This window comes from Mycobacterium sp. (genome assembly GCF_032161845.1).
Classification (GTDB): domain Bacteria; phylum Actinomycetota; class Actinomycetes; order Mycobacteriales; family Mycobacteriaceae; genus Mycobacterium.
The window spans coordinates 1-25,483 of the sequence record NZ_JAVRQA010000346.1; the positions used below are offsets into that span (position 1 = coordinate 1).

Annotated in this window: 24 protein-coding genes; 12 read left to right on the forward strand and 12 right to left on the reverse strand. The window is 66.8% G+C overall.

Going from position 1 to position 25,483, the window contains the following annotated elements:
- From QOD90_RS18630 to QOD90_RS18640, 3 genes are all read left to right on the forward strand, one after another.
- On the forward strand, window positions 1-754 hold a 754-nt coding region (locus QOD90_RS18630; RefSeq protein WP_526352311.1), incomplete at its 5' end, for a hypothetical protein.
- Between the two features lie 89 nt (window positions 755-843).
- The gene (locus QOD90_RS18635) at window positions 844-1,422 is read left to right on the forward strand and encodes an RNA polymerase sigma factor (protein WP_526352312.1); all 579 of its coding nucleotides are present in this window, start codon (window positions 844-846) and stop codon (window positions 1,420-1,422) included.
- A complete protein-coding gene (locus QOD90_RS18640) occupies window positions 1,415-2,584 on the forward strand; it encodes an anti-sigma-D factor RsdA (RefSeq protein WP_526352313.1) in 1,170 nt (389 codons plus the stop codon). Before QOD90_RS18635 ends, QOD90_RS18640 begins: the two co-directional genes overlap by 8 nt.
- Window positions 2,585-2,701: 117 nt before the next feature.
- Here the strand turns inward: QOD90_RS18640 and QOD90_RS18645 are convergent, their stop codons facing one another.
- A complete protein-coding gene (locus QOD90_RS18645; RefSeq protein WP_284228574.1) occupies window positions 2,702-3,106 on the reverse strand; it encodes a DUF5319 domain-containing protein in 405 nt (134 codons plus the stop codon).
- Between the two features lie 177 nt (window positions 3,107-3,283).
- On the opposite strand from QOD90_RS18645, the gene guaB reads away from it, so the two are divergent.
- The 5 genes from guaB to guaA all read left to right on the forward strand — a co-directional run bounded on the left by guaB (window position 3,284) and on the right by guaA (window position 10,059).
- Window positions 3,284-4,825: an IMP dehydrogenase gene (gene guaB / locus QOD90_RS18650; RefSeq protein WP_526352314.1), complete on the forward strand. Its 1,542-nt coding sequence runs from the start codon at window positions 3,284-3,286 to the stop codon at window positions 4,823-4,825.
- Window positions 4,826-4,881: 56 nt separating this feature from the next.
- Window positions 4,882-6,042, forward strand: a complete 1,161-nt coding sequence (locus tag QOD90_RS18655) for a GuaB3 family IMP dehydrogenase-related protein (protein WP_526352331.1) — start codon at window positions 4,882-4,884, stop codon at window positions 6,040-6,042.
- 97 nt (window positions 6,043-6,139) lie between these two features.
- Complete coding sequence (locus QOD90_RS18660) at window positions 6,140-7,876, forward strand: GMC oxidoreductase (RefSeq protein WP_526352315.1); 1,737 nt, start codon at window positions 6,140-6,142, stop codon at window positions 7,874-7,876.
- 135 nt (window positions 7,877-8,011) lie between these two features.
- Entirely contained in the window at window positions 8,012-8,440 is a 429-nt protein-coding gene (locus QOD90_RS18665) for a DUF1003 domain-containing protein (protein WP_526352316.1), read from the forward strand.
- Window positions 8,441-8,466: 26 nt separating this feature from the next.
- Window positions 8,467-10,059: a glutamine-hydrolyzing GMP synthase gene (gene guaA, locus QOD90_RS18670; protein WP_526352317.1), complete on the forward strand. Its 1,593-nt coding sequence runs from the start codon at window positions 8,467-8,469 to the stop codon at window positions 10,057-10,059.
- Here the strand turns inward: guaA and QOD90_RS18675 are convergent, their stop codons facing one another.
- The 9 genes from QOD90_RS18675 to QOD90_RS18715 form a co-directional block, all read right to left on the reverse strand.
- Window positions 10,060-10,968 carry a MerR family transcriptional regulator gene (locus QOD90_RS18675; protein ID WP_526352318.1) on the reverse strand — a complete coding sequence of 303 codons (909 nt, stop codon included), beginning with the start codon at window positions 10,966-10,968 and terminating at the stop codon, window positions 10,060-10,062. It abuts the gene before it with no gap.
- Between the two features lies 1 nt (window position 10,969).
- A complete protein-coding gene (locus QOD90_RS18680; RefSeq protein ID WP_526352319.1) occupies window positions 10,970-12,499 on the reverse strand; it encodes a flavin-containing monooxygenase in 1,530 nt (509 codons plus the stop codon).
- Between the two features lies 1 nt (window position 12,500).
- Window positions 12,501-13,433, reverse strand: coding sequence for a ferritin-like domain-containing protein (locus QOD90_RS18685; RefSeq protein ID WP_526352320.1), 933 nt, complete (start codon window positions 13,431-13,433; stop codon window positions 12,501-12,503).
- Window positions 13,434-13,442: 9 nt separating this feature from the next.
- The gene (locus QOD90_RS18690; protein ID WP_526352321.1) at window positions 13,443-14,276 is read right to left on the reverse strand and encodes an SDR family NAD(P)-dependent oxidoreductase; all 834 of its coding nucleotides are present in this window, start codon (window positions 14,274-14,276) and stop codon (window positions 13,443-13,445) included.
- On the reverse strand, window positions 14,273-15,250 hold the full coding sequence (locus QOD90_RS18695) for an alpha/beta hydrolase (protein ID WP_526352322.1): 978 nt from the start codon (window positions 15,248-15,250) through the stop codon (window positions 14,273-14,275). Before QOD90_RS18695 ends, QOD90_RS18690 begins: the two co-directional genes overlap by 4 nt.
- Window positions 15,251-15,352: 102 nt before the next feature.
- Entirely contained in the window at window positions 15,353-16,072 is a 720-nt protein-coding gene (locus QOD90_RS18700) for a hypothetical protein (protein ID WP_526352323.1), read from the reverse strand.
- A complete protein-coding gene (locus QOD90_RS18705; RefSeq protein ID WP_526352324.1) occupies window positions 16,069-17,298 on the reverse strand; it encodes a zinc ribbon domain-containing protein in 1,230 nt (409 codons plus the stop codon). The genes QOD90_RS18700 and QOD90_RS18705 overlap by 4 nt, the downstream gene beginning before the upstream one ends.
- A 61-nt stretch (window positions 17,299-17,359) precedes the next feature.
- A complete protein-coding gene (locus QOD90_RS18710) occupies window positions 17,360-18,925 on the reverse strand; it encodes a S53 family peptidase (RefSeq protein WP_526352332.1) in 1,566 nt (521 codons plus the stop codon).
- Window positions 18,926-19,042: 117 nt separating this feature from the next.
- Window positions 19,043-19,303, reverse strand: a complete 261-nt coding sequence (locus QOD90_RS18715) for a hypothetical protein (RefSeq protein WP_526352325.1) — start codon at window positions 19,301-19,303, stop codon at window positions 19,043-19,045.
- A gap of 235 nt (window positions 19,304-19,538) precedes the next feature.
- On the opposite strand from QOD90_RS18715, the gene imuA' reads away from it, so the two are divergent.
- The 4 genes from imuA' to QOD90_RS18735 are packed head-to-tail and all read left to right on the forward strand — an operon-like array spanning window position 19,539 to window position 22,742.
- On the forward strand, window positions 19,539-20,246 hold the full coding sequence (gene imuA' / locus QOD90_RS18720) for a DnaE2-dependent mutagenesis accessory factor ImuA' (RefSeq protein ID WP_526352326.1): 708 nt from the start codon (window positions 19,539-19,541) through the stop codon (window positions 20,244-20,246).
- A 31-nt stretch (window positions 20,247-20,277) separates the two neighbouring features.
- Window positions 20,278-21,837, forward strand: coding sequence for a DNA polymerase Y family protein (locus QOD90_RS18725; protein WP_526352333.1), 1,560 nt, complete (start codon window positions 20,278-20,280; stop codon window positions 21,835-21,837).
- A gap of 39 nt (window positions 21,838-21,876) precedes the next feature.
- The gene (locus QOD90_RS18730; protein WP_526352327.1) at window positions 21,877-22,323 is read left to right on the forward strand and encodes a MarR family winged helix-turn-helix transcriptional regulator; all 447 of its coding nucleotides are present in this window, start codon (window positions 21,877-21,879) and stop codon (window positions 22,321-22,323) included.
- Window positions 22,320-22,742, forward strand: a complete 423-nt coding sequence (locus QOD90_RS18735) for an organic hydroperoxide resistance protein (RefSeq protein WP_526352328.1) — start codon at window positions 22,320-22,322, stop codon at window positions 22,740-22,742. The genes QOD90_RS18730 and QOD90_RS18735 overlap by 4 nt, the downstream gene beginning before the upstream one ends.
- Before the next feature lie 4 nt (window positions 22,743-22,746).
- Here the strand turns inward: QOD90_RS18735 and QOD90_RS18740 are convergent, their stop codons facing one another.
- Window positions 22,747-23,820, reverse strand: a complete 1,074-nt coding sequence (locus tag QOD90_RS18740) for a nucleoside hydrolase (protein WP_526352329.1) — start codon at window positions 23,818-23,820, stop codon at window positions 22,747-22,749.
- A 24-nt stretch (window positions 23,821-23,844) separates the two neighbouring features.
- Window positions 23,845-25,483 (reverse strand): SDR family oxidoreductase (locus QOD90_RS18745; RefSeq protein WP_526352330.1); only part of this gene is annotated, 1,639 nt, incomplete at its 5' end.

Sequence of the window (25,483 nt, forward strand, 5' to 3'; positions counted from 1 at the left end):
GCCCGCTCGCTGGCCGCTGCCCGCGGCCGCCACGCCTGAGGAGCTGTGGCTGCGGGCCGTGGCGGCGGGTGGGCAAGGTCGCTTCGGCAGCGCAATGGCGGACCTCGAATTACTCCTCCGCGCTCAACCCGACGGGCACTTGACGTCGCTCGCCTTCAGCACGCGAGCGTCATTCCTGCGCCAGTTGGGCGGCCACCACGCCGCCAGGTCGTGGGACGGCCGGGCCTGGGCCCTCGCCGGTTCGGACACCACGGCGGGGGCCGATGCGCTCATCGGATTGGCAGCCGATGCGCTGGGTGTCGGCCGGTTCGCGTTGTCGGCGCGGTTGCTGAGCCGTGCGCGGGACCTGGTGGCCGGTGCCGCACCGGGCGTGCCGGATCGACTGCCGATCCGGCTGGCCTGGGTCAGCGCCGAATTGGCGATGTTCACCGGTGACGGCACGGCTGCGGTCGGGTACGCCGAACGAGCGGAGGACTTGGCCACGCACGTGGGCTCGGCTCGGCACGCGGCAAAATCCCAGGTCGTCCTGGCGGCTGCCCTCTGCAGCGCCGGGGACCTCGAGACGTCACGCCACGTCGCCGACGCTGCTCTGGAGATCACCGAACGGCTGGGCCTGGTGCCGCTGAGCTGGGCCTTGGCCTGCCTGCTTGCCGACATCGGCAGCGCGTCCCACTCGTCGCAGCAGATCGCCTCGACACGCGATAGGTTGGCCGACGTCGTTCGTCACCGAGGGGGAGCGTGGACGGCGCGGTGAATCTGCGAGCCACTCCCACATCACTAGTCTTTAGCTGACAAACCCCCGTCGAGATATTCCCATCCGTAACGCTGGAGATACTGCCCACGATGACAATTTCGGGAGACAGTCTCGATGGTGTCGTTGCCAGAGCGGTAAATGGCGATCGAGATGCACTCCGGGAAGTGCTGGAGACCATCCGGCCGATCGTCTTCCGGTATTGCCGGGCGAGGGTCGGGACAGCGGAACGCAGTGGTCTATCAGCAGACGACGTGGCTCAGGAGGTGTGCTTGGCCGCCATCACGGCGCTGCCGCGCTACAAGGATCAGGGACGACCATTCCTGGCCTTCGTTTATGGCATCGCCGCACACAAGGTTGCTGACGCCCACCGCGCCCAGGGGCGTAATCGAGCTGATGCGACCGACACGCTTCCGGACCGGCCGTCATTCGAGGCAGGCCCGGAGCAGATGGCGATCGACTCCGAAGCGGCCGAACGCATGAACAGGCTGTTGGCGATCCTGCCCGAGAAGCAGCGCGAGATCCTGGTCCTACGCGTCGTCGTCGGCATGAGTGCCGAGGAGACTGCCGAGGCCGTCGGCAGTACCGCTGGGGCAGTGCGTGTCGCGCAGCACCGGGCACTGGCCCGTCTCAAGGGTGAGCTGAACGGATCGAGGCCTGCAGATGCCTGATTTCGGTCGGTGGACGTCCAACGGCGGTGACCCCTCGCTCAACGAGATCAACCGGGCCGACCGGTTCTTCGAATCGCTCGCCGCCAAGCAACCGGTCTTTTCGACGGATCATGCGGAAGCCGAACTCGCCTTGCTTCTCTCCGGTTGGCGCGACGACGTCCGGGACGCTCCCATCACCGCGCCCGTCACCCCTCGCGACGCCGTCGAGGCGCTACACGGCGGGCTGGCCGCGAACCGGGGCTCCCGCAGGTCGTTCGCGGTCGTCGGATCCGTGGCCGCGGCAATGCTGTGCATCGGCGGGTTCGGCACAGCGGTGTACGGCGCCGGACCGGGCGAAAGTCTCTACGGCATGCGGACGGCGATCTTCGGACAGCAGGAAGCCACCCGCGACGATCAGGTGTCACTGGCGTCGGCTCAGCTTCAGCAGGTGCAGCAGCTGATCGACAACGGTCAATGGCAGGAAGCGCAGGACAAGCTCGTCGCCGTGAGCACTGCTGTCCAGGGCGTCGACAAGGTCGAGCAGAAGCAACAGCTCGTCGAGCAGTGGAATGCGTTGACCTACAAAGTGGTCGAGCAGGACCCTGCGGCGACGCTGTCGCCGGGCGCGCCGTTGCCCGTGCTGCCGTCGTCACCGCTGACCTGGCTGCCGGTGCCCGTCATCGAAGCGACGACCTCGATGTCGACGACGACATCCGAGTCGACGAGCACGTCGGAGACCACGGCCACCTCGCCTACTGATTCGTCCGTTCCGACCGAGATTCTGCTGACGCCGCCATCTGACGGCTCGACGACTTCGTCCACCACTACTTCTCCGTCGTCGCAGGCCCCGTCATCCAGTTCTTCGACGCCGCCGAGTTCCGCGCCGCCGCCGCCGCCCAGTGCCACCACGGTGCCGCCGAGCAGTACGACGGCGACCACCACGACCACGACGACGACCACCACCACCGTGCCGCGGGAGTCCGAGGCGACGCAGCAGTCGTCGACGGCGGTCGCTCCGCCACAACCGCGGGTGGTTCCGAGTCAGCCGGTCGCCCCACCGCCTGCGTCGTCGGCACCCGCCGCGCCAGCGCCAGTGGAGCCGAGCCACCCCGCCACCTCGACGGTGCCCGCCGAGCGGCCGAGCGCCGAACCGACCACGACCACCGTGCTACCGCCCTCGTAGACGAACCCGTCGGGCCGGTGTCAGCAAAATGAGGCCGCCGGTTCACCTACAAGGCGAACTCGGCAGCGTCCGAGTCGAGGTAGCGGTGGCAAACGATGGCACGGAACAGATACGCCGTCAGCGATATCCGTCGGACTCCGTGGTTGCCTCGTTGAGCGATGCGTCGGCGTAGCCGCGGCAGTAGTCCCAGGTCACGTACGCGTCTGGCTCGGGGTCGTAAGCCGGCTCGTGCGGCCGAACCGTACCGTCGACCAGCAGCTGCAGGAGGTTGGCCCGCAACATGTCCCAGTCGTGATAGTGGTCCTGCTGGCATTCGTCGCAGCAAACGACCAGACCGCGAATTCCCTTGTGCCCCAACAACGCTTCGTAGACGGCCAGATCGGCAAGATCAGCCTCGACGGCGATGCGTTCCTGCGGGTCCAGTGGCTGCCCTGGCTCCAGTGCGTCGAGAGCCGCCGTGGGATCGCTCGGATCATCAGCGAAGGGGTCGGGCGGCAAACCCGGTGGCAGATGGTCACGCACGGCTCCACACTACGCAAGGCGTCGGGTCTTGCGCCAGCTGTCCACACCGTAACCCAGGGCCAATTGCAGGCATGTCGCGCGTTGCAACCACGTCGCCAATGGCGCGTGGAGACCAAGTGGGGTGCGGGACCCCGATAGGATGGACCCTTAGTTCTGCGCCATCTGGAGGCCTCACCCATGTCGATCGCTGAAAGCAGCCTTCCCATCGCCGTTCCGGTGCCCACCGGGGGAGACGATCCGACCAAGATCGCGATGCTCGGGCTCACCTTCGACGACGTTCTGCTGCTCCCCGCCGCCTCCGACGTGGTGCCCGCGAACGCCAATACTTCGAGCCAGCTCACCAAGCGGATCCGGTTGCGGGTGCCGCTCGTCAGCTCGGCGATGGACACCGTCACCGAATCGCGGATGGCGATCGCGATGGCCCGCGCCGGAGGGATGGGCGTACTGCACCGCAACCTGCCGGTGGCCGAACAGGCCGGGCAGGTCGAGACGGTGAAGCGTTCGGAGGCCGGCATGGTCACCGATCCCGTCACGTGCTCGCCCGACAACACCTTGGCCGAGGTCGACGCCATGTGTGCGCGGTTCCGGATCTCGGGCCTGCCGGTGGTGGACGCCCTTGGCTCGTTGGTCGGCATCATCACCAACCGCGACATGCGCTTCGAAGTCGACATGAACAAGCCGGTCTCCGAAGTGATGACGAAGGCTCCGTTGATCACCGCCCAGTCGGGTGTCACGGCCGACGCTGCGCTTGGCTTGTTGCGGCGTCACAAGATCGAGAAGCTGCCGATCGTCGACGGCCACGGCAAGCTGACCGGGCTCATCACCGTCAAGGACTTCGTCAAGACCGAGCAATTCCCGTTGGCCACCAAGGACAGTGATGGCCGGCTGCTGGTCGGTGCCGCGGTCGGCGTCGGTGGCGATGCCAGGGAGCGAGCCATGACACTCGTCGACGCGGGCGCCGACGTAGTGATCGTGGATACCGCCCACGCGCACAACCGCGGCGTGCTCGACATGGTGCACTGGCTCAAGACGGTCGCCGGTGACCGCATCGACGTGGTCGGCGGCAACGTCGCCACGCGCACGGCAGCCCTTGCCCTCGTCGAGGCGGGCGCCGACGCCGTCAAGGTGGGCGTCGGCCCGGGTTCCATCTGCACTACGCGCGTCGTCGCCGGCGTCGGGGCACCGCAGATCACCGCGATCCTCGAGGCCGTCGCCGCCTGCGCGCCCCACGGCGTGCCGGTGATCGCCGACGGCGGGCTGCAGTATTCGGGCGACATCGCCAAGGCGCTCGCGGCGGGGGCTTCGACGGCCATGCTCGGCTCGCTTCTCGCGGGCACCGCCGAGGCGCCGGGCGAGCTGATCTTCGTCAACGGAAAGCAGTTCAAGAGCTACCGCGGAATGGGTTCACTGGGCGCCATGCAGGGTCGCGGAGAGCAGAAGAGCTACTCCAAGGACCGCTACTTCCAGGACGACGTCTTGAGCGAGGACAAGCTGGTGCCCGAGGGCATCGAGGGCAGGGTGCCGTTCCGAGGGCCGCTGTCGACTGTCATCCATCAGTTGACGGGCGGTCTGCGGGCGGCGATGGGGTACACCGGTTCCGCCACCATCGAGCACCTCCAGCAGGCACAGTTCGTTCAGATCACCGCGGCGGGGCTCAAGGAGAGCCACCCCCACGACATCACGATGACGACTGAAGCCCCCAACTACTACGCGCGCTAGGGACTCGAGGTCGATGAGCGCTTGCGCGAAGAGGAGACGAACCGGTCATGCGTGACATGGTCGAAATCGGCATGGGCAGAACCGCCCGGCGCACCTACGAACTCCGTGACATCAACATCGTGCCGTCGCGCCGCACCCGCTCGTCGCAGGACGTGTCGACGGCTTGGCAACTCGACGCCTACCGCTTCGAGGTCCCGGTGCTCGCACACCCCACAGATGCGTTGGTATCGGTGGAGTTCGCCATCGAACTGGGCAGGCTCGGCGGCCTCGGGGTGCTCAACGGCGAGGGTCTGATCGGCAGGCATGCCGACGTCGAAGCCAAGATCGCCCAGGTGGTGGAGGCCGCCGCCAAGGAATCCGTGGAGCCCGGCGTCAGCTCGGGACCGTCGGCCGCGATTCGACTGCTGCAGCAGTTCCATTCGGCGCCGCTGGATCCAGAGTTGTTGGGTGCCGCAGTCACTCGGATCCGTGACGCGGGGGTCACCACCGCCGTGCGGGTCAGCCCCCAGAACGCGCAGGCCCTCACGCCCGCGCTCGTCGCTGCCGGGATCGACCTGCTCGTCATCCAGGGCACCATCATCTCCGCCGAGCGCGTCGCCCAAGACAGGGACGGATCCGGGGAGCCGCTGAACCTCAAGACCTTCATCTCCGAACTCGACGTACCGGTCGTCGCGGGCGGCGTAATCGACCACCGCACGGCCCTGCACCTGATGCGGACCGGGGCAGCGGGCGTGATCGTCGGCTACGGCTCCACCTCCGGAGTGACCACCAGTGACGAGGTGCTCGGCATCAGCGTGCCGATGGCCACCGCGATCGCCGACGCCGCCGCGGCCCGCCGCGAATACCTCGACGAGACGGGCGGCCGCTACGTGCACGTGCTCGCGGACGGCGACATCCACACGTCCGGCGAACTCGCCAAGGCCATTGCCTGCGGCGCCGACGCGGTCGTCCTCGGGACGCCGCTCGCGTCGGCCGCCGAGGCACTCGGCGACGGCTGGTTCTGGCCGTCGGCGGCGGCTCACCCGTCGCTGCCGCGCGGCGCGCTGCTGCAGGTCGCGCGCGGCGAGCGGCCGTCGCTCGAACAGGTCCTCAGCGGTCCGTCCGACGACCCCTTCGGCTCCCTCAACCTCGTCGGCGGGTTGCGCCGGTCGATGGCCAAGGCCGGTTACTGCGATCTCAAGGAATTCCAGAAGGTCGGACTGACGGTCGGTTCCTGACGGCGGGATCAAGGAAGCGCTGGTCGCTGGGCCGCTACTTTACAAGTTAGGGTCGCCTGTCTAGCTTGTTACCCGTGGGTAAGTTCATAATGTTGGGATGGATCCTGACTATGACGTCCTGATCATCGGCTCGGGTTTCGGGGGAAGCGTCAGCGCGCTGCGGCTCACCGAGAAGGGCTACCGCGTCGGCGTGCTCGAGGCCGGCCGACGGTTCGAGGACGAGGACATGGCGAAGACGTCATGGGACCTCCGCAAGTTCCTCTGGATGCCCAAACTCGGCATGTACGGCATCCAGCGCATACACCTCCTGCGCAACTGCATGATCCTGGCGGGCGCGGGCGTCGGCGGTGGGTCGCTGAACTACGCGAACACGCTGTACGTGCCGCCGGAGCCGTTCTTCGTTGACGAGCAGTGGGCCCACATCACGGACTGGCGCGCCGAATTGATGCCGCACTACGACCAGGCGACCCGCATGCTCGGCATCGTCACGAACCCGACCTTCACCGATGCCGACCGCATCCTCAAGGAGGTTGCCGACGACATGGGCGTCGGTGACACCTTCGTGCCAACCCCCGTCGGAGTGTTCTTCGGCGAGAACGGCAAGAAGGAGCCAGGCAAGACGGTGCCCGACCCGTACTTCGGCGGTGCGGGTCCTGCGCGGACGGGCTGCATCGAGTGTGGATCCTGCATGACCGGCTGCCGGTACGGCGCGAAGAACACGCTGTTGAAGAACTACCTCGGTTTAGCGGAATCGGCTGGGGCAGAGGTCATTCCGATGACGACAGTGACGAGCTTCGACGCGCGGCCGGACGGCAGCTGGAACGTCCAGACCGTCAGAACCGGTCGTTGGCTGCGCAAGAAGAAGCGGACCTACACCGCGTCGACGGTGATCCTCGCCGCAGGCACCTGGGGTACCCAGCAGCTGTTGTTCAAGATGCGCGACACGGGCAGGTTGCCCGAGCTGTCCGACAAGCTCGGCGTTCTGACCCGCACCAACTCCGAGTCGATCGTCGGTGCCGGTCGACTCAAGGTGTCCGACGACCTGGACCTCACCCACGGGGTGGCCATCACGTCGTCGATTCACCCAACGTCGGACACCCACATCGAACCGTGCCGTTACGGCAAGGGCTCCAATGCAATGGGCCTGCTGCAGACGTTGATGACCGACGGTGCGGGCCCCGGTGGCAGCGACGTACCGCGGTGGAAGCAGTTCGCCGTCAACGTCAAGAACGACCCGAGGGGCACGGTCCGCCTGCTGAACCCGAGGCGGTGGAGTGAGCGCACCATGATCGCGCTGGTGATGCAGCATCTGGACAACTCGATCACCACCTATACCCGCCGCAGCAAGCTCGGTTTCCGCCGGATGACCAGCAAGCAGGGCCACGGCGAACCCAACCCGACCTGGATTCCGGCGGGCAACGAGGTCACCAGGCGCATCGCGAAGAAGATCGACGGCGTTGCCGGCGGCACGTGGGGCGAGCTGTTCAACATCCCGCTGACCGCGCACTTCCTCGGCGGCGCGGCGATCGGTGACACCCGCGACCGGGGCGTCATCGACCCGTATCACCGGGTTCACGGGTATCCGACGTTGTCGGTGGTGGACGGGGCGGCGATCTCAGCGAACATGGGCGTCAACCCGTCGCTGAGCATCACGGCTCAGGCCGAGCGTGCGGCGTCGCTCTGGCCGAACAAGGGAGAGGTCGACCAGCGGCCGGCCCAGGGGCAACCGTATCGGCGGTTGGCGCCGATCGCTCCTGACCATCCGGTGGTCCCGGCCGACGCTCCTGGCGCGTTGCGTCGGCTACCGATCGAACCGGTGAAGTCGACGGGCTGATCGAAGGACGAGGCGGGCGGGATTCGCCGGTTCTGTCATATCCCTGTGAATTCCCTGCTCAAGCGCGGTCTGATGGTCGCTGCCTGGTTACCGTGAGCCATGTCAATCGCGCCAACCGCCCAGCAGCATCCGCATGTGAGTCCGGCTTTGCTCAAACACGCCGAGGAGCGGGCGAACAGCCTGCAGAATCGCATCGCCGACAAGATCACCACCTTCGCCGGCTCGATGGCCTTCGTCTACCTGCACATCGTCTGGTTCGTGGTCTGGATATTGTTCGGGACCTTGTTCGGGTTCGATTCCTATCCGTTCGGTCTTTTGACGATGATCGTCTCGCTGGAGGCCATCTTCCTGTCCACGTTCGTGATGATCAGCCAGAATCGCGCCGACGCCAAGCGTCAGGTGATCGCCGATCATCAGTGGCAGCTGGTGCAGCTGGAGGACAAGCAGAACTGCCAGCTGCTCGCACTCTCCCAACAGATCCTCGAACTCACGACAGCCGTGCACCACTGCGTGAGGCCCAGCCCCGCCCCGAACGCGGCGGCTGCCCCCGCCGAGCAGGGCTAGCCGACGGCCGCCATTAGACTGGGCCAGTGGAAACGGCATCACCCCGGCCCGTGTTGGTGGTCGACTTCGGCGCGCAGTACGCGCAACTGATCGCGAGGCGTGTTCGTGAGGCGCGGGTGTACTCAGAGGTCATCCCTCATACCGCGACGGTCGACGAGATCAAGGCCAAGGACCCGGCCGCGATCGTGCTGTCCGGTGGACCGGCCAGCGTGTACGCCGACGGTGCTCCGCAGCTAGATCCGGCGATCTTCGACCTCGACGTCCCCGTCTTCGGCATCTGCTACGGATTCCAGGCGATGGCGCAGGCCCTCGGCGGCACCGTCGCTCACACGGGCACCAGCGAGTACGGCCGCACCGACCTGAAAGTTTCTGGCGGAGAACTTCATTTGGACCTGCCGGCAAGTCAGCCGGTGTGGATGAGCCATGGCGACGCCGTGACTGCGGCGCCAGAGGGATTCTCCGTCGTGGCGACCAGCGCCGGTGCTCCGGTGGCGGCCTTCGAGAATCGGGCGCGCAGGCTCGCAGGGGTGCAGTACCACCCCGAGGTCATGCACACGCCGCACGGCCAGCAGGTGCTGAGCCGGTTCCTGCACGACTTCGCAGGCATCGGCGCCACCTGGACGGCCGCCAACATCGCCGACGCTCTGGTGGAACAGGTCCGTGAGCAGATCGGTGACGGCCGGGCCATCTGCGGGCTGTCGGGTGGCGTGGACTCCGCGGTGGCCGCGGCCCTGGTGCAGCGTGCGATCGGCGACCGGCTGACGTGTGTCTTCGTCGACCACGGACTGCTTCGGGCAGGGGAGCGCGGGCAGGTGCAGCGTGACTTCGTCGCCGCGACCGGCGCCAAGCTCGTCACCATCGATGCCGAGGCGCGGTTCCTCGAGGCGCTGTCGGGTGTCACGAACCCCGAGGGCAAGCGGAAGATCATCGGTCGCGAGTTCATCCGCGCCTTCGAGGGCGCGGTGCGCGGAATCGTGGAGGGCGGTGGCCCCGCCGACGAGCGCTTGCGCGAGGAGCCAACTGGCGAGGTCGACTTCCTGGTTCAGGGCACGCTGTATCCCGACGTCGTCGAGTCGGGCGGTGGGACGGGTGCGGCGAACATCAAGAGTCACCACAATGTCGGCGGACTACCCGACGATCTGAAGTTCAAGCTCGTCGAACCACTCCGACTCCTGTTCAAGGACGAGGTCCGCGCCGTCGGTCGCGAACTCGGCCTGCCCGAGGAAATCGTTGGGCGCCAACCCTTCCCAGGGCCGGGCTTGGGTATTCGCATCGTCGGCGAGGTCACCGCGTCGCGGTTGGACACGTTGCGTCGCGCCGACGCCATCGCCCGCGAGGAACTCTCGAGCGCGGGCCTGGACAACCAGATCTGGCAGTGCCCGGTGGTGCTGCTCGCCGACGTTCGATCGGTGGGCGTCCAGGGTGATGGCCGCACCTACGGCCATCCGATCGTCCTGCGGCCGGTGTCCAGCGAGGACGCAATGACCGCCGACTGGACCCGCGTCCCCTACGAGGTGCTCGAACGGATCTCCACCAGGATCACCAACGAGGTGTCGGAGGTGAACCGGGTCGTGCTGGACGTCACCAGCAAGCCGCCGGGCACCATCGAGTGGGAGTGATCAGGGCTCTTCTTCGGCTGTCTTCTCGATGAACTCGCCGAGGATCTGACTCACGCTGGACTCGATCGTCGACTCGATCGAAAAGGCGAGGGTCGCTGACACCGCCGCTACGGCTTGGGTGCGGAACCGCACCAGCATCGTGATGAGCTCGGCGACCTCGGTGTCCGGCGGCAGGGCGGCGCCGGGCTGGATGCGGGTGAGGACGTGTTCGACGCCCGCTCCGACCAGGATGCCGCTGATCTCGTCGATGAGCGGGGCGGTCTGTTCGTGGATGTCGATCAGCTTGTCGGTGCTGACGCCGTACTGCCGGATCTCGTTGAAGGCTTCGATCAGCTTGGGCCGCACGACCGTTGCCTCGCCGTCACCGAGGGTGATGACGCCGAGGCCGACCATCCGGTCGAATCCTGCCTCGTCGTCGACCAGCCGCTTGGCGTCGGCGACCGACATCCGGTCGGGCTTCTCGGTGGCCCAACTGCCCGCGATGGCCGACTCCAGGCCGAGCATGTCGCCGAGGTTCTTGCCCTCCTCCCAGGCGCTGAGCATTTCGTGCACGTGCGAGATGTTGTAGCCGCGGTCGAGCATCGACGTAATGAGGCGCAGTCGGGTCAGGTGCGTGTCGTTGAACAGCGCGATGCGACCGACCCGCAGCGGAGGGTGCAGCAGGTTGCGGTCGCGGTAGACGCGGATGTTGCGCGTCGTGGTGCCTGCCAGGCGCGCGAGCTCCTCGATCCGGTACTCACCAGAGGCCGCGACGCCGTGGGGTTGCACGGCAGCGTCGAACAGCTGCGACACCGCGTTCTCGATGACGTCGCGAGAGCCCCGCCGGATTTGCCTCGGCGCTCGACGAAGCCCGTTGAGGATGGTCGAGATGGTGCCCGCTTGTTGCCGCGGCTGCTTGGCGGGCGGCATGTCAGGCCGACGAACTCACATCGACGGCCGCGGGACTACGACGCTGTGAAGTCTCCCCGGTCGCTTCGCTCCTGCCCGCCGGAACGGCCTCATAGTCGCCGAACCGGAAGTCACGCATCTGTCGAAGATACTGCGTGGCGAAGCCGGGGTACATCGAGGCGTTGAATCCGTCGGCCGTCAGATACCAACTGCTGCAGCCGCTCATCCACGTCGTCTTGGTCAGCCGCTTCTGGAGCTGCTCGTTGTGACGCCGCTGAACGTCGGCGCGCACGTCGAGATACCGCAGGTCATTGCGCAGGATATTGGTCACGCCCGCGACGGCATAGTCGATCTGGCCCTCCACGAACACCAACAGCGAGTTGTGCCCGGGTCCTGAGTTGGGCCCCGTCATGAAGAACAGATTCGGGTAGCCGCTGGCATTGATGCTCTTGTACGCCTGCGCGCCGCGGACCCATTCGTCGGCCAGGGACCTGCCTCCGAGCCCGGTCACCGAATACGGCGGGCCGGTCAGGTGGACGTCGTAACCGGTGGCGAACACCACCGCATCCAGATGGTGCTCGACACCGTCGCTGGTACGGATACCCGCCGGGCTCATCGTGGCAATCGGCCAGTCGATGAGCTTGCAATTGTCGCGCTGCAAAGCGGGGTAGTAGTCGCTGGACACCAGCATCCGCTTGCAGCCGGGGGTGAAGTCAGGCGTCAGCTGCCTGCGCAGCCACGGATCCTTCACCTGTCGCTTCAGATGCGCCTTGCCCAGCCGGGCGACTAGGGAGCTCAGCGGTGAGTTCCACACCAGCGCCGTCGCACTGGCCTCATGACCCCAGAACAGCGCTTGGCGGGCAAGTCGTTGCACTGCTGGGACTTTCGTGAACAGCTCTTGCGCGCGCCCCGGAGTGGCCACGTCGAGGCGCGGAATGACCCAACCCGGCGTGCGTTGAAAGACCTTGACGAACTCCGCCTGCTTGACCAGCTCCGGCACGATTTGGACGGCACTGGCGCCGGTGCCGATGACCGCCACCCGCTTTCCGGTGAAGTCGTAGTCGTGATCCCAGCGGGCGCTGTGGATCTTGTGGCCCTCGTAGGTCTCGAGGCCCCGGACGTCGGGCCACTTGTGGTCGGGCAGTGGACCGGACGCCAGTACGACGGTACGGGCGCGGTACTTCTTGCGGCCGGTGGTCGAAACGTCCCAGACGCCGTCGGCCTCGTCGAACTCCAAACCGTTGACCTCGACGCCGAACTGAATCCGGCGCCTCAGGTCGAAGCGGTCCACCATGTCCTCGATGTGCCGGTGGATCTCCCCGGCCGGGGAGTAGGCCCGCGACCACGTGGGGTTCGCCACGAACGAGAACGAATACAACAACGACGGGATATCGCATGCAGCACCGGGATACGTGTTGTCCCGCCAGGTGCCGCCGACGCGTTGGTCACGTTCGATGATGACGATGTCGTCGACGCCGGCCTGAGTCAGCTTGATGGCCGCCCCGATACCGGTGAAGCCGGTACCGACGATGAGGGTTTCGTAGACGTGCATGTCAGGCCGCCGGTTCGTGGGTGAGTTCCTTGAACCAGCTGGGAATCGGGCTCAGCAGGGCATCGGGATAGCGGTCGGACAGCTTGACCATCGAGTTGGCCAGCAGATGGTACGGGTGCTTGGGGTTGGTCACCATCTTGGCGTGCACCTTCAAGATCTGGTAAGTCGGTACGCGCCAAGTGTATTCGGCCCGCGCGCCGAGTTCTTTGAACCGCATCATTGCCTTGTAGAGCCGCTCGGGTTCGAGGCCCATGTCGACGATGTTGTTGCGCATCCGGTTGAGCAGCGGAACGTACATGATCATGCCGATGATCAACCCGGGTGTCGCGATGCTGCCGATGAACTGGACCGCAAGCTTGCGTGCCGTGGAGTTGCCGATCATGTTCAGCACCTCGAAATCGACGGCGATGTGCCGGGATTCGTCGTTGTTGATCTTCTCGAATACCTGGTGGCAGATCGGATCGTCGACCTCGTCGAGGAGGAACTTCAGCAGTGCGCCGTCGAGCGCCACCTCCAGCATCGGGATCACCGTGCCAAGCACGGACAAAGACATGTCGTCGGAATACTGGTCGAGCCACTGGATGGCGAGCCGGATGTTGATGTTGGGCTCGGGCATCTCACCGTCGGAGAGCATGCCCCAGCGCTTCATCAGGGCAAGTTCGGCATTGGCGTGACGCTGTTCCTCGGCGTGGAAGTAGCGGTAGATCTCGGCGAGCGTCGGCGTCGGTGCCTTCTTGGCCAGCGCGGCGAACCCGCGGGCGCCCACGTTCTCGATCCAGCACAGGTCCGCCATGAACGCCTTCAGCTTGGGCCGGAACTCGTCACTAATGGTCTCGGCTCCCGGTGCATCCCAGTCGATGTCGGCCAGTGCCCACTGACGGTCCTTGATCTTCGCGAGCATCGCATCCATGTCGATGCCTCTATTGGTGGCCATGACTACCTCCTATTGAGTGACGCGATTGGTCAGGCCGGCGGCCCGGGTGTAGATCGTCGGAGTGAAACGCTTGATGCCCCAGCCGATCCTGGCGTCGGGCTGTGGCATGCAGTACAAGCCGCCGCGGTCATTGGTGTCCAGGCAGGTGCGCGCTACCCGCTCTGCGGAGAATCCGGTCCAGCGCATCAAGCGGTCGGCGAGCTGACTGGATTGCGCTGAAATGCGACCGGATTCAACGATGTTCGTCTTGACGAACGTCGGGCACAGCACGGTGACGTTGATTCCGGTGCCGGACAGTTCGGCGGCCAGCGTCTCGGACAACGAGAGCACGCCGGCCTTGCTGACGTTATAGGCGGCCATTCCTGGCGCGGCGCCGAATGCGGCCGCCGATGCGACGTTGATGATCCCGCCCCGCTGGCCGGCATCCCGCAGGATCGGCGTGAAGACCTGGCAGCCGTGGATCGGGCCCCAGAGGTTGATGCCGAGAACCCAGTTCCAGTCGTCGATGTCGATGTCACCGATGGCGGCGCCGCCCGCGCCAACGCCAGCGTTGTTGATCACCAGCGTCGGGGGGCCGTCGAGCCAGGCCTGCGCCTCCTTGGCGAGCAGCTGGACGTCGTCGATCTGCGAGACGTCGCAGCGGACCGACGTGGCCTGACCGCCAGCTGCCACGATGGCATCGGCCGTGGCACGCGACGACCCCTCGTCGACATCGCTGCACACGACCCGGCCGCCGCGGCGAGCGAGTTCGGTGGCGAACGCCGCCCCGATGCCGCTTCCCGCACCGGTGATGACGGCGGCCGCCCCGTGGCTCCGCTTGGGTGGTGAGCCGAGGAGGTTCATCCGGCGACTCGCTTGATTGCGTTGCGGTGCAACGACTCATCGACGAACGCGGCCACCCTCTGCATCGCGGGCTTGGCGTCGGGTGCGAGTCGTGGCAGCGCCTGGAATACGTGCACCTGGTCGGGCCAGACTTGTAGTTCGCAGTCGCCGCCCGCCGCCTTGATGTCAGCGGCCAACCGGCGTGCGTCCGCGACCAGCATTTCGCCGCCGCCGGCCTGGACGAGGGTCGGAGGCATCCGGCGCCCGCCCGCGACGTCGAGGGTGAGCCGTGGGTGGCTGATGTCCGTTCCCTCGCAGTACAAACCGACGAGCTTCGCGGCGTCGGCAGCACGGATCGCGGGATCGCGGCGCAGCTCCTCCCTGGTGCGTGCGAGCCCGAACGTCAGATCGAGCAAGGGGGAGAACAAGGCGAGGCCTGCGGGGTGCGCGACGTCGGATTGCAGCAAGAGGTCGACGGCGAGATGTCCGCCGGCCGAGTCGCCAGCGATGACGATTCGGTCTGGGGCGAAACCCTTCTCGCGGCACAGCCACTCCCAACCCGCGCGGACGTCGACGGCGGCTGTGGGGAAGCGATGGCGCGGCGCTAGTCGGTAGTCGACGCAGAACACGGGCAGTCCGGTCAGGCGGGACAGCCAGGCGGTGAGCCTGCGGTGGGTGCGCGGTGAGCACAGGGCGAAGCCGCTGCCGTGCAGGAAGTAGATGCACTCATCTGTGGCGGTCACCCCGGCGCCGCGGACCCATTCGCCCACTACGCGGCCGCCGTCACGCAGGCGGACGTCGACCTTCTCGACCTCGGTGCCCGCCAGGGAGGGCCCGAAGGAGTCCATGATCCGCGAGACGATCTGGCGGGAGGCCCACAACCCCCACGCCCGCTCGGGCGGCAGCACCGCGCTGATCTGTCGCAAGGTCAGTCCGCTCACTGCGGCTGCGCCGCGCGAACGCATCGATCCCCGCGCTGGCATCGTGTCGGTCATCACATCCGAAGTACACCAGCGATTGGTGACATTTGTCAATGTCAACATTTGTGCATGCGAGTTTCGGCTCAGCCGTTCGGCGGGATGGCGGCGGGGGTGGAACTAGCGCAGCGGGTCGCCCGCCCAGGCGAAGCTGTTGACGTATTTGCCCATGTCAAGAGCGAGTTGCAGGTTGGCTGCCGACGGTTTGCCCGAGCCGAAGTCTGGGCCGAAGGCGTGGTACGGCCCGACCGCGCCGGCCACCAGGGCGAGGTCGTTCTTCACTGCCACCATCACCACGACCCTCATCCGGGAGTAGCTCGCGTTGGATCCTTGTGGCCAGCAGTCGGCGACGAGTCCGTATCCGGGTTGGTAGCCGACCATGGCATTCGGGATTTCGTACGCCACCTTCGTGTCGGGGAAGGTCTCCTTGACGAGTTGGTTGGCGATTTGTTTTGGTGTGCGACCGGCGGCGGGCTGGCTGAAGAGTCGCATGGTGCCGCCGTCACCAGCCAAGAGTTCGGCAATGATGCCGCGGTCGTTCTGGGTGATCTTGTACGCCGATCCTTCCGCCGGGTAGGCGACCGAGAACGTGCCGTCGGACGCGGTGAAGCGCGGGTTGATCGTGACGGGTTGGCCCATCGGCGGTCGTCCGCATTCTGGCGGGCAGACGTAACGGGCCGACGGCTTCTCGATGGCTCCGGACATTGCGACGAGTCCTGCGGCGACGACGCCGATGGCAGCCACCCAGACCACGAGCAATCGACGGTGCGAGGTCTTGGGCAGCGTGGGCGCGGTGTAGGTGCCTGCCTGCGTCGAGTAACCCTGGACGACGGTCGTCACTGCTCGTCTGCCCCCGGCTCGGAGTCGGCCTCGACGCGCACGGGTCTGGTGTCGCGCCGGGCTTGTCGCGAGGACCGAGAGGATGCGCGCGTGGCCGCGCCGCAGGCCACACAGAAGGCCATGTCGGGTACGACGGTGCCGCAGTGCGGGCACAGCAGGGGCTCGTCGGAGAGGATCTCGTCATGAGCCTCGTGCAGCAGCGCCAGGTGCAGACCGATTCGCAGGGCGAGCAACGCTACCGCTGCCACCGTGAGATGTAGTGCAAGTTGCAGCAATTGGGGGAATCGGGCGACGTCGACCAGGCCAAGTCCGGCGTACATCAGCAACACGACGAGCGCAAAGCACGCCAGGGCGATGCGAACGAAGTTTCGGTGCTGATGCTTCTTGTTGTCGGGGCGGGTGAACCACAGGGCCGCACCGATGAGGCCACCGACCGCGGCCGCAGTCAGCGGCACGGCAACGCCGCGGATGCCCGCTTCGACGATCAGTCCGTTCATCGGTCGTGCCTTGGCGACCATGCCTCCCGCGAACTGGGGTGCCAGTCGCGTCATCTGGGCCGCGGCCGTGAACATCAAGGCACCCAACGCTCCGATCGCGAAGCCGTCCAACGCTTCTCGAGCACCGCGCCGGAAGAGTCTGACCAGTAAGGCGGGAACGAGCATGAGGATCACCCCGCCGAGGGGGACGCCGAGCCCGTCGCGCAGGATGCGGGATCCTGCGATGCCCATGCCCAGTCCGACGTCATACGCCTGCGCGACGACGGCTCCCGTCACGAGGACCCATCCGACGCCTAGACCGATGCCCAATCCGGCCGTGGCCACCAGAGTGCCGGTGGGGACGTCGTTGTAGACGTCGGACTCCTGCAGATAGATCAGGAACAGCAAGGGCAGGCCCAGTGCGGCGACGGTGATCAGCGCGGCAGGCAGCCGGAAGACACTGGTGGCCAGCAAGGCGAGGACGATCACGATCAGCCCGACGAGGAACGGCATGCGCGAGCTGGGGGACAGGTGGGGGAACAGCGAGCTCACGATGTTCGGCCGCAGCAGATGCTCGCCGGGGGATGCGCTATATGCCGTGATTCGCAGCCACCCCGGGCCCGAAGCGCCGTGATCCTTCAGGGGGATCCCGCACAGGCCACAGAATTCGCCTTCGGGAACCTCGGTCTGGCACACCCGGCACTCGACCATGCCCGGTGTGGGGGCGTCTGTTTCGGGCTCGGTACTCATGGCTCGACTCCCGCTTGCTCGTCCCTCGCTGCGATCCTCACTCGCGATCGTCTGCGGGTACTCATTGGATGATCCTCTGCAGGGTGAGCAGATTGCGGGCGAGGTTGTCGACGTCGGGGGTGCCGAGTCCGCTCACCAGGTCATAGCCCGGTCCCGCGGTGTCCACCGCGTTGCCGCCAAGGGTCACGTCGCGGAAGGCAGGCAGTGGAGCACCCTGAGCCATTCGGTACAGCAGGGGGTTGATGTCACCGATCGGGCCGCCGCCGTTGGCCTTCAGGAACTGGGTCATCACCGCGGCCAGGCCCGCCCAGATGGGTGCGGACTGCGAGGTTCCGCCGCCGACCACGTTGGCACCGTTGAGCACGATCTTCACGCCGGTGAACGGGTCCGCGACGGCGGAGATGTCGGGGGTCAGCCGCTTGCCCGTATTGCGTTCGGCGGGAATCTGTCCCGATGCGATCTGCTGCCATGGCGGTCGGTCGAAGAGCGTCGACACTCCTCCGCCAGTGCCCTGCGAGAGGGGGACGTCGAACCACGCCTGCTCGGCAAGCCACCCGCCTTGGGCGTCGGTGGACAACGTGGTGCCACCGACGCTGGTCATCTCGGGAAGGGAGGCAATGGAATCCAGCCCGACGTCCGATGGCCCGGGCGGGGAGTCCCAGTCGTCGCCACCCTTGCACTCGAGCCCGGCGAGGTCGCCGCTGGCGTTGAATGCCGTGGTTCCGCGCGCATGGGCGGCAGCGAGCGCGGAGCGAACCGGTGCCAAATCTGCTGCGGTGAGCAGCTTGTCGCAACCCCAGCCGATCGAGAGGCTCCAGATGGCGCCAGGAAACTGGCGATCGGTGTCCTCCAGCATCTGGCCGATCTTCTGGAAGGCGCCGTCGCCCTCGACGGTCGGGCGCGCGTTGACGACGACCTTCTGGGCGTCGGGCGCAATCGCATGTGCGACTTCGAGATCCATCGTGGTCTCGCCATACGGCTCGGGCAATTGATTACCCACGACGGTTGGGGTGAACTTGGGAAGCCCGTTCAGGGTGGTGAAGGTGTCGAGGTCGGACTGGGCGAAGCCGTTGAACGCGAAGATCACGATCGTCGTGTCCTTGCCCGTGAAACCGCTCCGCGTCAGGCCTGCCGCGTTGTAAGTGTTGAGCAGTGCCGTTGGCGTCAGCCCGCGATCGGGCACGTCGAGCGGCAGGATGTCCGGCCGCGACTCGTGATGCGGTGTGTAACTGAGGATTCGGCCCAGTTGATTCACTTCGTCACGCAATGCCGAAGGCACCTCCGGCTGCTGCGGTGATGCGTAGAACTCCTGACCGCGCTGGCCGCGGTAATCGTGGACTGCGACGCCGAACGCCGCCGCCACGTGCTCGGGCGTGCCCTCCACTACGGCCCAGCCGTCGCTGGTACGCCACTGCACGGAGAGGTCGTGCCGATCCGCCCAGCCGATCAACGCATCGGGACGACGATGATCGTTCAGCATCGCGGTGAGCTGGACGTGTTCACCGCGTGCCGGTCCGAGATCGGTTGAGGCGGCCAGTAATGACGCGAACGGTCCGTCGATGGTGTCGGGCGCCCCGGCGCCCGGCGTGACCTTCAGGTCAGAGGCGAGCGCCAAGGCGGCGATCATGATGACGGGCAGCAGCCACGGCCAGACGTTCGTGCGCCTGGTCCGAGGAGCTGTCACAGTCGATGGCGACATGGAGTGGTGAGACGGTCCCGCGATGGGCTCCCGAGACCGCGGGAGTCAGTTGTCGCCGGGAATGGCCGTCGGCGCGGGCGGCGCCTTGACCGGGGGCGTGAACAGGTTGCCGCCCGTGGGGTTGATCGACTTCTCGGTGGGTGTCACCGAAGGGGCCGACGACGGCGCGGTGGTGGTCGTGGTGGTCGACGTTTCGGGAGCCTTCTCCGAACTACCGCCGCACGCTGCGGTCAGGCCGACCATCGCGACGATGGCGGCGCCTCCCGCATAGGCCGCGACACGGCGAGCCAGACGATGTGACCTCATGTTGGTTGTTCCTTACTAATCCCCGAATTGCCAACCAGTCCCACCCGAAGCGGGGTCCGGTGACCGAACTCTAGCCGACGGGTTGAACGGCCGCACAGGCATTTCACTGGAGGCGTAGAGGTACCTCCTAGTGCGACCCGATCCGCTTGACGGTGTCGGGGGGTGAGTGTTTACTCGTTCTATCGAACATACTTTCGAATAGAGGGCTGAGTCGGATGAGGCGGAAGGTGCTTTTGTGACTGCGGTGACGCGTGTTGACCAACATGCGCTAAACCGCGCTGAACAGGTAGAACGCCTCCGGCGCAAGATGGCCGAGATGTCTGGTAGGGCATTGGCCTCGGTGGGTTCGGACCAACGCGGATCCATGGCGTCGCGCGCCTCGCTTACGGCCTCCGAAACTTTGCTGCCCATGCCGGAATCGCTGGCCGAGTTCCTGCCTGACTCGTTGCCCCGGGGCGTGGTCGCAGTGGTGTCGGGAGCCCGTTCATTGTCGCTGAGATTGGTGGCGGCGGTGACTGCGGCGGGTGGGCACGCGGCGATCGTGGGTCAGCCCGACGTGGGGCTGCTTGCTGCCGTCGAGATGGGTGCCGACCTCAGCAGGCTTGCGGTGATCCCCGACCCCGGGGTCGATCCGGTCGAAGTGGCCGCGGTATTGATGGATGGGCTGGATCTGGTGGTGCTCGGTCTTGGCGGCCGCGTGGTGACGCCCACCAGGGCCCGTGCCGTGACGGCGCGGGCCCGGCAAAAGGGGTGCACCCTCCTGGTCGTCGACGGTGACTGGCATGGGGCTTCGGCTCGGCTGGAGTCGAGGGTCTGCGGTTACGAGGTAACGGGTGCGGGCGCCGGTGCCCCCACGCCGGGATGCGGACGGATAAGTCGGGTACGGCTGGCGACCAGGGCCTCCGGTCGGGCAAGCGGCCATGCTCGAGTAGTAGGCGGATGACGTGCCTGGCCGGGTGTTGGCCATCTGGTGCATGGACTGGCCCGCGGTGGCCGCGGCTGCCGCGGCAGGCCTGCCTGCGACCGACCCCGTGGTGGTCACACTGGCCAACCGTGTCGTCGCGTGTTCGGCGTCGGCGCGCTCGGCCGGAGTGCGAAGGGGGTTGCGTCGCAGGGAGGCTCAGGCGCGCTGTCCTCACGTCCACGTCGTCACCGCCGACCCCGGGCGTGATGCCAGGCACTTCGAAGGCGTGACGGCGGCGGTGGACGAGGTCGTTCCACGTGCCGAGGTGCTGCGGCCGGGCCTGCTGGTGTTGTCGGTGCGCGGGGCGGCCCGGTACTTCGGGTCGGAGCAGTCCGCCTCGGAACGACTCGTCGACGCGGTCGCCGCGGCAGGGGCGGAGTGTCAGGTCGGCATCGCCGACCAGCTATCCACCGCGGTGTTCGCTGCCCGCGCCGGCTGCATCGTCGAACCAGGTGGGGATGCGACCTTCCTGTCCGCCCTGTCGATCCGGCAGCTGGCCACCGAACCGAGTCTGGCGGCACCCGGCCGCGACGACTTGGCCGACCTGTTGTGGCGCATGGGAATTCGAAGCATCGGTCAGTTCGCTGCGCTGTCGCGCACCGACGTGGCATCCCGATTCGGTGCGGATGCGATCTCCGCCCACCGGTTCGCTCGCGGCGAGTCCGCCCGCGGGCCGTCGGGTCGGGAGTCGCCGGCGGATCTCGATGCCGTCATGGACTGCGATCCGCCGGTGGACCGGGTGGATGCCGCTGCCTTCGCCGGCCGGTCGCTGGCCGGGGAACTGCATCGCAGCCTGGAGGGGGCGGGTGTCGGTTGCACCCGGTTGGCGATCCACGCGGTCACTGCCAACGGTGAAGAGATGCAACGAGTTTGGCGGTGTGCCGAGCCGCTGACCGAGGATGCCACGGCTGACCGGGTGCGCTGGCAGCTCGACGGCTGGCTGAACCGGCGCAATCCGGACGACCGGCCCACCGCCCCGATCACCACGCTGCGCCTACATCCGGTAGAAGTGGTGTCGGCCGCGGCGTTGCAGCTGCCGCTCTGGGGTTCCTCCGGCGACGACGACCGGCTGCGTGCTCGTCGGGCGCTGGTTCGGGTCCAGGGGCTGCTCGGGCCGGAGTCGGTGCAGGTGCCCGTGCTCAGCGGTGGCCGTGGACCTGCCGAACGCATCACCTTCACTCCGCTGGGTGACGAACCGGTACCCCGGAACGACCCAGGTCAGCCGTGGCCGGGACAACTCCCCGAACCCTCGCCGACCGTGCTGCTCGACGATCCGGTCGAACTGCTCGACGCCGAGGGCAACTCAGTGCGGGTGACCAGTCGGGGGTTGTTCTCGGCAGACCCGGTGCGGCTGACTCGAGATGGCAGGTCGGGCAGGTTGCGGTGGTGGGCCGGACCATGGCCCGTCGACGAAAGGTGGTGGGATCCCCGCGAATCGGGCAAGGCCGGGCGGACGGCGCGAGTGCAGATCCTGCTCGAAGAGCCAGGTGCTCGATCAGACGTTGCCGATCGGGCGATGCTGCTGTGCTACCGGCAGCGACAGTGGTTTCTCGAGGGGGTCTATGAATAGTTAGTTGTGCACAATTAAATTGTGGGCTACAGTTCGGGCATGGCCACCATGAGCCTCGATCAGCATCTCTGCTTCGCGCTGTACTCGGCGTCGCGGGCGATGACGGCGGCCTACCGACCAGTGTTGACCGCGATGAACCTCACCTACCCCCAGTACCTGGTGCTTCTGGCGCTCTGGGAATCCGAGTGCATGACCGTCGGGCAACTCGGTGAGCGCCTTCAACTGGACTCCGGGACACTCTCCCCGCTGCTGAAGAGGTTGGAGGCCAACGGATTCGTTCGACGTGAGCGATCACGCGACGACGAGCGCCTCGTCGACATCACCCTCACCGACGCCGGACGCAATCTGGAGCGTCGCGCGCAATGCATTCCAGAACAACTCTTCTCGTCCACCGGCATGACCGAACGAGACGCCGCCGACCTGCGTGACGCAGTTCGGCAACTCACCGATGCGCTCAACGCATCTCTAGGAAGGGAAACCGCATGAAGATCCTCTACACCGCCGAGGCACTGACCACTGGTGACGGCCGCGACGGACACGCCCGAAGTGCCGACGGCAGGCTGGACCTCGAGCTGGCCATCCCGAAGGAGATGGGCGGCAGCGGCGACGGCACCAACCCCGAGCAGTTGTTCGCCATCGGCTACGCCGCCTGCTTCCACTCGGCGTTGCGATTGGTTGGCCGTCAGGAGAAGGCGGACGTGTCGGATTCGGCTGTGGGATCACGGGTTTCGCTCGGAACCCTCGACAATGGTGGCTTCGGCCTGGCAGTCGAATTGGAGATCACTCTGCCCAACGTCGACCACGCCACCGCGCAGGCGCTCACCGAGAAGGCGCACCAGGTCTGCCCCTACTCGAACGCGACACGCGGAAACATCGATGTCACCCTCGTGGTGACGGACGACTGAACGCTCAGCCGAGCGTTGCGGCAAAGGCCCCCACTCGCGCGATGAATCGGTCGAAGAACGCCTCGGGGTCGACTTCGATGCCGATGTGCGCGTTGGGGTATCGGCCCCAGTGTCCACGCCAGTCGGCCACGGTCATGCCGCGGGTCAGCGTGCCCGTCAGTTCGACGTCGATGGTCGCTTGCCGGTAGCTGACGAGATCGGGATCCAGGGCCACGGCGGCGGCGAGCGGATCGTGGAGGTGGGCGAGATAGCCCTCGCCCTGGTCGAAGTGGAACTCGAAGTAGAACCGCATCGCATCCTCGAGAACGCGAATCAGCGGATTGGACGCCGCCGACCTGGCCCCCCGGTCGTCGAGAACGCTCATCGGTGTCGTGGCGGAACCGGCGGCCGCAGCCAGCCGGCTGAGGATCGCGGGTGTCATTGCGATGCGCTCGGTTAGGTTGAGGCCCAACATGATTGGCAGGTGGGTCGGCTTGTCCAGGCCCCAGGCCGCGCTCCACACGGTGAACACCTCTGAGCCCGATTCGGGGTCGACACTGATGTTCCACTCGGCCACGGGCGTGGTATTGCCTCGGTAGTCGAACGCGCCGCCCATGATGACCAGTCGCCGCAAGAGTCTTGGCAGGCTCGGCTCGATGCGCATGGCCAGTGCCAGGTTGGTCAGCGGCCCCGTGACCAAGCCGATCAGCTCTCCCGGGTACTCGCGTGCCGCCTGCACCCACGCAGTGGCCGCGTCGTAGTCGGTGAGCCGACCGTCGCCTGCGGGCAGTCGCGCGTATCCGAGTCCCTCGGGTCCGTGGGTGTCCTCGGCGGTGCGCAACGGCATCGCCAGTGGACCTTCGGCGCCCTTCGACACCGGGATGCCGCTGACGCCGCAGAGCGCGAGCAGTCCCAGGTTGTTGACGCAGACCTGATCGACGGGAACGTTGCCCGCAGTGGAGGCGATGCCAACGATCTCGGCATCCGCGCTGGCCAACAGGTAGGCGAGTGCCATCGCATCGTCCACGCCGGTGTCGACGTCGATGAAGACCGGAAGTCGTGCCTGCGCGCTCTCGCCTATCGGGACGACCTCTGTCACGCCGCCAACCCTAGGACCGAGCCGTCACCAGTGCACACCAGGCACCAGTCGCACGGCGCGCTTGAGCGGTCCGGGTGCCCGGAGCTTCGCGACGGCGACGCGGGCGGGTCGTTTGGGTCGCCGGGTCGGCTCGTGCTCCGTTGGAGTCGCGACACCTCTGGCCGCCGCCGAATCGGGGTACCCGAGATACAACTGATGGAGCACCCGTCGGGACAGTCCGGGGGTGAAGTAGTGGCCGACGTCGGCCAGGGTGCCCATCGGGGTGTCGATCCTGGCGGGCTTGTCCACCAGCCCGCGCACCACCATGGCGGCAGCGTGGTCGGCGGTGATCGGCGGCACGGGGTTGAGCCTCCGCGACGGCGCGATCATCGGCGTCTGAACCAGCGGCATGTGAATGCTGGTGAAAGTGATGTGGTCCGAAAGCGTTTCGGTGCCAACCACTTCGGCGAACGCGTCGAGTGCCGCCTTGCTCGGGATGTAGGCGCTGTACTTCGGACTGCTCGCCTGCACCCCCGCACTCGACACGTTCACGACGTGTCCGAAGCGGCGCTCGCGCCAGTGCGGCAGCAGCGCGAGCACCATCCGGACCGAACCGAAGTAGTTGACGGCCATCACGCGTTCGTAGTCGTGCAGGCGATCGGTGGACGCCGACACCGATCGCCGGATCGACCGGCCTGCGTTGTTGACCAGATAGTCGACGTGACCGAACTGGCCGAGGATGTCCTTCACCGTGTGTTCCACCGACGCAGAATCGGTCACGTCACAGGTGAATGCATGGGCGTCACCACCGGATTCGCGAATCTCGGCGATGAGGTCGTCGAGCGCCTCGGCGTTGCGGGCCAGGGCGAACACCGTTGCGCCGCGCTCGGCGACGGCGATCGCCGACGCCCGTCCGATCCCGCTGGACGCGCCCGTGATGATGACGTGACGGCCGACCAACGGACCAGCGGGGTCGTCGCGGCGGGCCCGGTCTGGGTCGAGGTGCTCGGCCCAGTACCGCCACAGCCGTGGTGCATAGGACGAGAACTCGGGAACCCGGATGCCGCTGCCGCGCAACGCCTCCGCTGCATTGTCCGAGGTGAAGGTCGGGACGAGGTCGACGACGTCGAGGATCTCCGCGGGGATGCCGAGCTGCGTGGCCGCCATGTTGCGCAGGATCTTGGCGCGCCCGGTTGCCTTGAGGAACGGCGTCGCCATGGACCCGGGTAGCGAGCCGCGGAGCTCCGGTAGCCCGGCCTCCTTGGCCACACCGCGGTAGATGTGTTTGAGCCCAATCGATTTCGGCGCCGTCAGGTGGAACGTCTGCCCATCACGGTCGGGGACGTGCATCAGCTCGGTCAGTGCGTCCACCACGAAGTCCACGGGGACGATGTTGGTGCGGCCGGTGTCGGGCAGCAGCATCGGCGTGAACTTCGGAAGGGCGGCCAACTTCGCCATGAGCCCGAAGAAGTAGTAGGGACCGTCCACCTTGTCCATCTCGCCGGTGCGGGAGTCTCCCACGACGACGGCGGGTCGGTAGACGCGCATGCGCAGCCCCTGGGCGGCGCGCACCAGCATCTCGGCCTCGAACTTGGTTTGGTGATACGGCGTCGGCAGGTCCTGCGCGACGTCGAAGTCCTCCTCGGTGTACTCGCCGGGGAACGTGCCTGCCACCGCGATCGAC

Coding starts and splice junctions, on each gene's coding strand:
- QOD90_RS18715 (WP_526352325.1), bottom strand. CDS start 19,303: ATGAGGTCACATCGTCTGGCTCGCCGTGTCGCGGCCTATGCGGGAGGC.
- QOD90_RS18725 (WP_526352333.1), top strand. CDS start 20,278: ATGGACTGGCCCGCGGTGGCCGCGGCTGCCGCGGCAGGCCTGCCTGCG.
- QOD90_RS18685 (WP_526352320.1), bottom strand. CDS start 13,433: ATGGCCACCAATAGAGGCATCGACATGGATGCGATGCTCGCGAAGATC.
- QOD90_RS18660 (WP_526352315.1), top strand. CDS start 6,140: ATGGATCCTGACTATGACGTCCTGATCATCGGCTCGGGTTTCGGGGGA.
- QOD90_RS18635 (WP_526352312.1), top strand. CDS start 844: ATGACAATTTCGGGAGACAGTCTCGATGGTGTCGTTGCCAGAGCGGTA.
- QOD90_RS18710 (WP_526352332.1), bottom strand. CDS start 18,925: ATGATCGCCGCCTTGGCGCTCGCCTCTGACCTGAAGGTCACGCCGGGC.
- QOD90_RS18705 (WP_526352324.1), bottom strand. CDS start 17,298: ATGAGTACCGAGCCCGAAACAGACGCCCCCACACCGGGCATGGTCGAG.
- QOD90_RS18690 (WP_526352321.1), bottom strand. CDS start 14,276: ATGAACCTCCTCGGCTCACCACCCAAGCGGAGCCACGGGGCGGCCGCC.
- guaB (WP_526352314.1), top strand. CDS start 3,284: ATGTCGATCGCTGAAAGCAGCCTTCCCATCGCCGTTCCGGTGCCCACC.
- QOD90_RS18695 (WP_526352322.1), bottom strand. CDS start 15,250: ATGACCGACACGATGCCAGCGCGGGGATCGATGCGTTCGCGCGGCGCA.
- QOD90_RS18675 (WP_526352318.1), bottom strand. CDS start 10,968: ATGCCGCCCGCCAAGCAGCCGCGGCAACAAGCGGGCACCATCTCGACC.
- QOD90_RS18640 (WP_526352313.1), top strand. CDS start 1,415: ATGCCTGATTTCGGTCGGTGGACGTCCAACGGCGGTGACCCCTCGCTC.
- QOD90_RS18680 (WP_526352319.1), bottom strand. CDS start 12,499: ATGCACGTCTACGAAACCCTCATCGTCGGTACCGGCTTCACCGGTATC.
- QOD90_RS18735 (WP_526352328.1), top strand. CDS start 22,320: ATGAAGATCCTCTACACCGCCGAGGCACTGACCACTGGTGACGGCCGC.
- QOD90_RS18655 (WP_526352331.1), top strand. CDS start 4,882: ATGGTCGAAATCGGCATGGGCAGAACCGCCCGGCGCACCTACGAACTC.
- QOD90_RS18730 (WP_526352327.1), top strand. CDS start 21,877: ATGGCCACCATGAGCCTCGATCAGCATCTCTGCTTCGCGCTGTACTCG.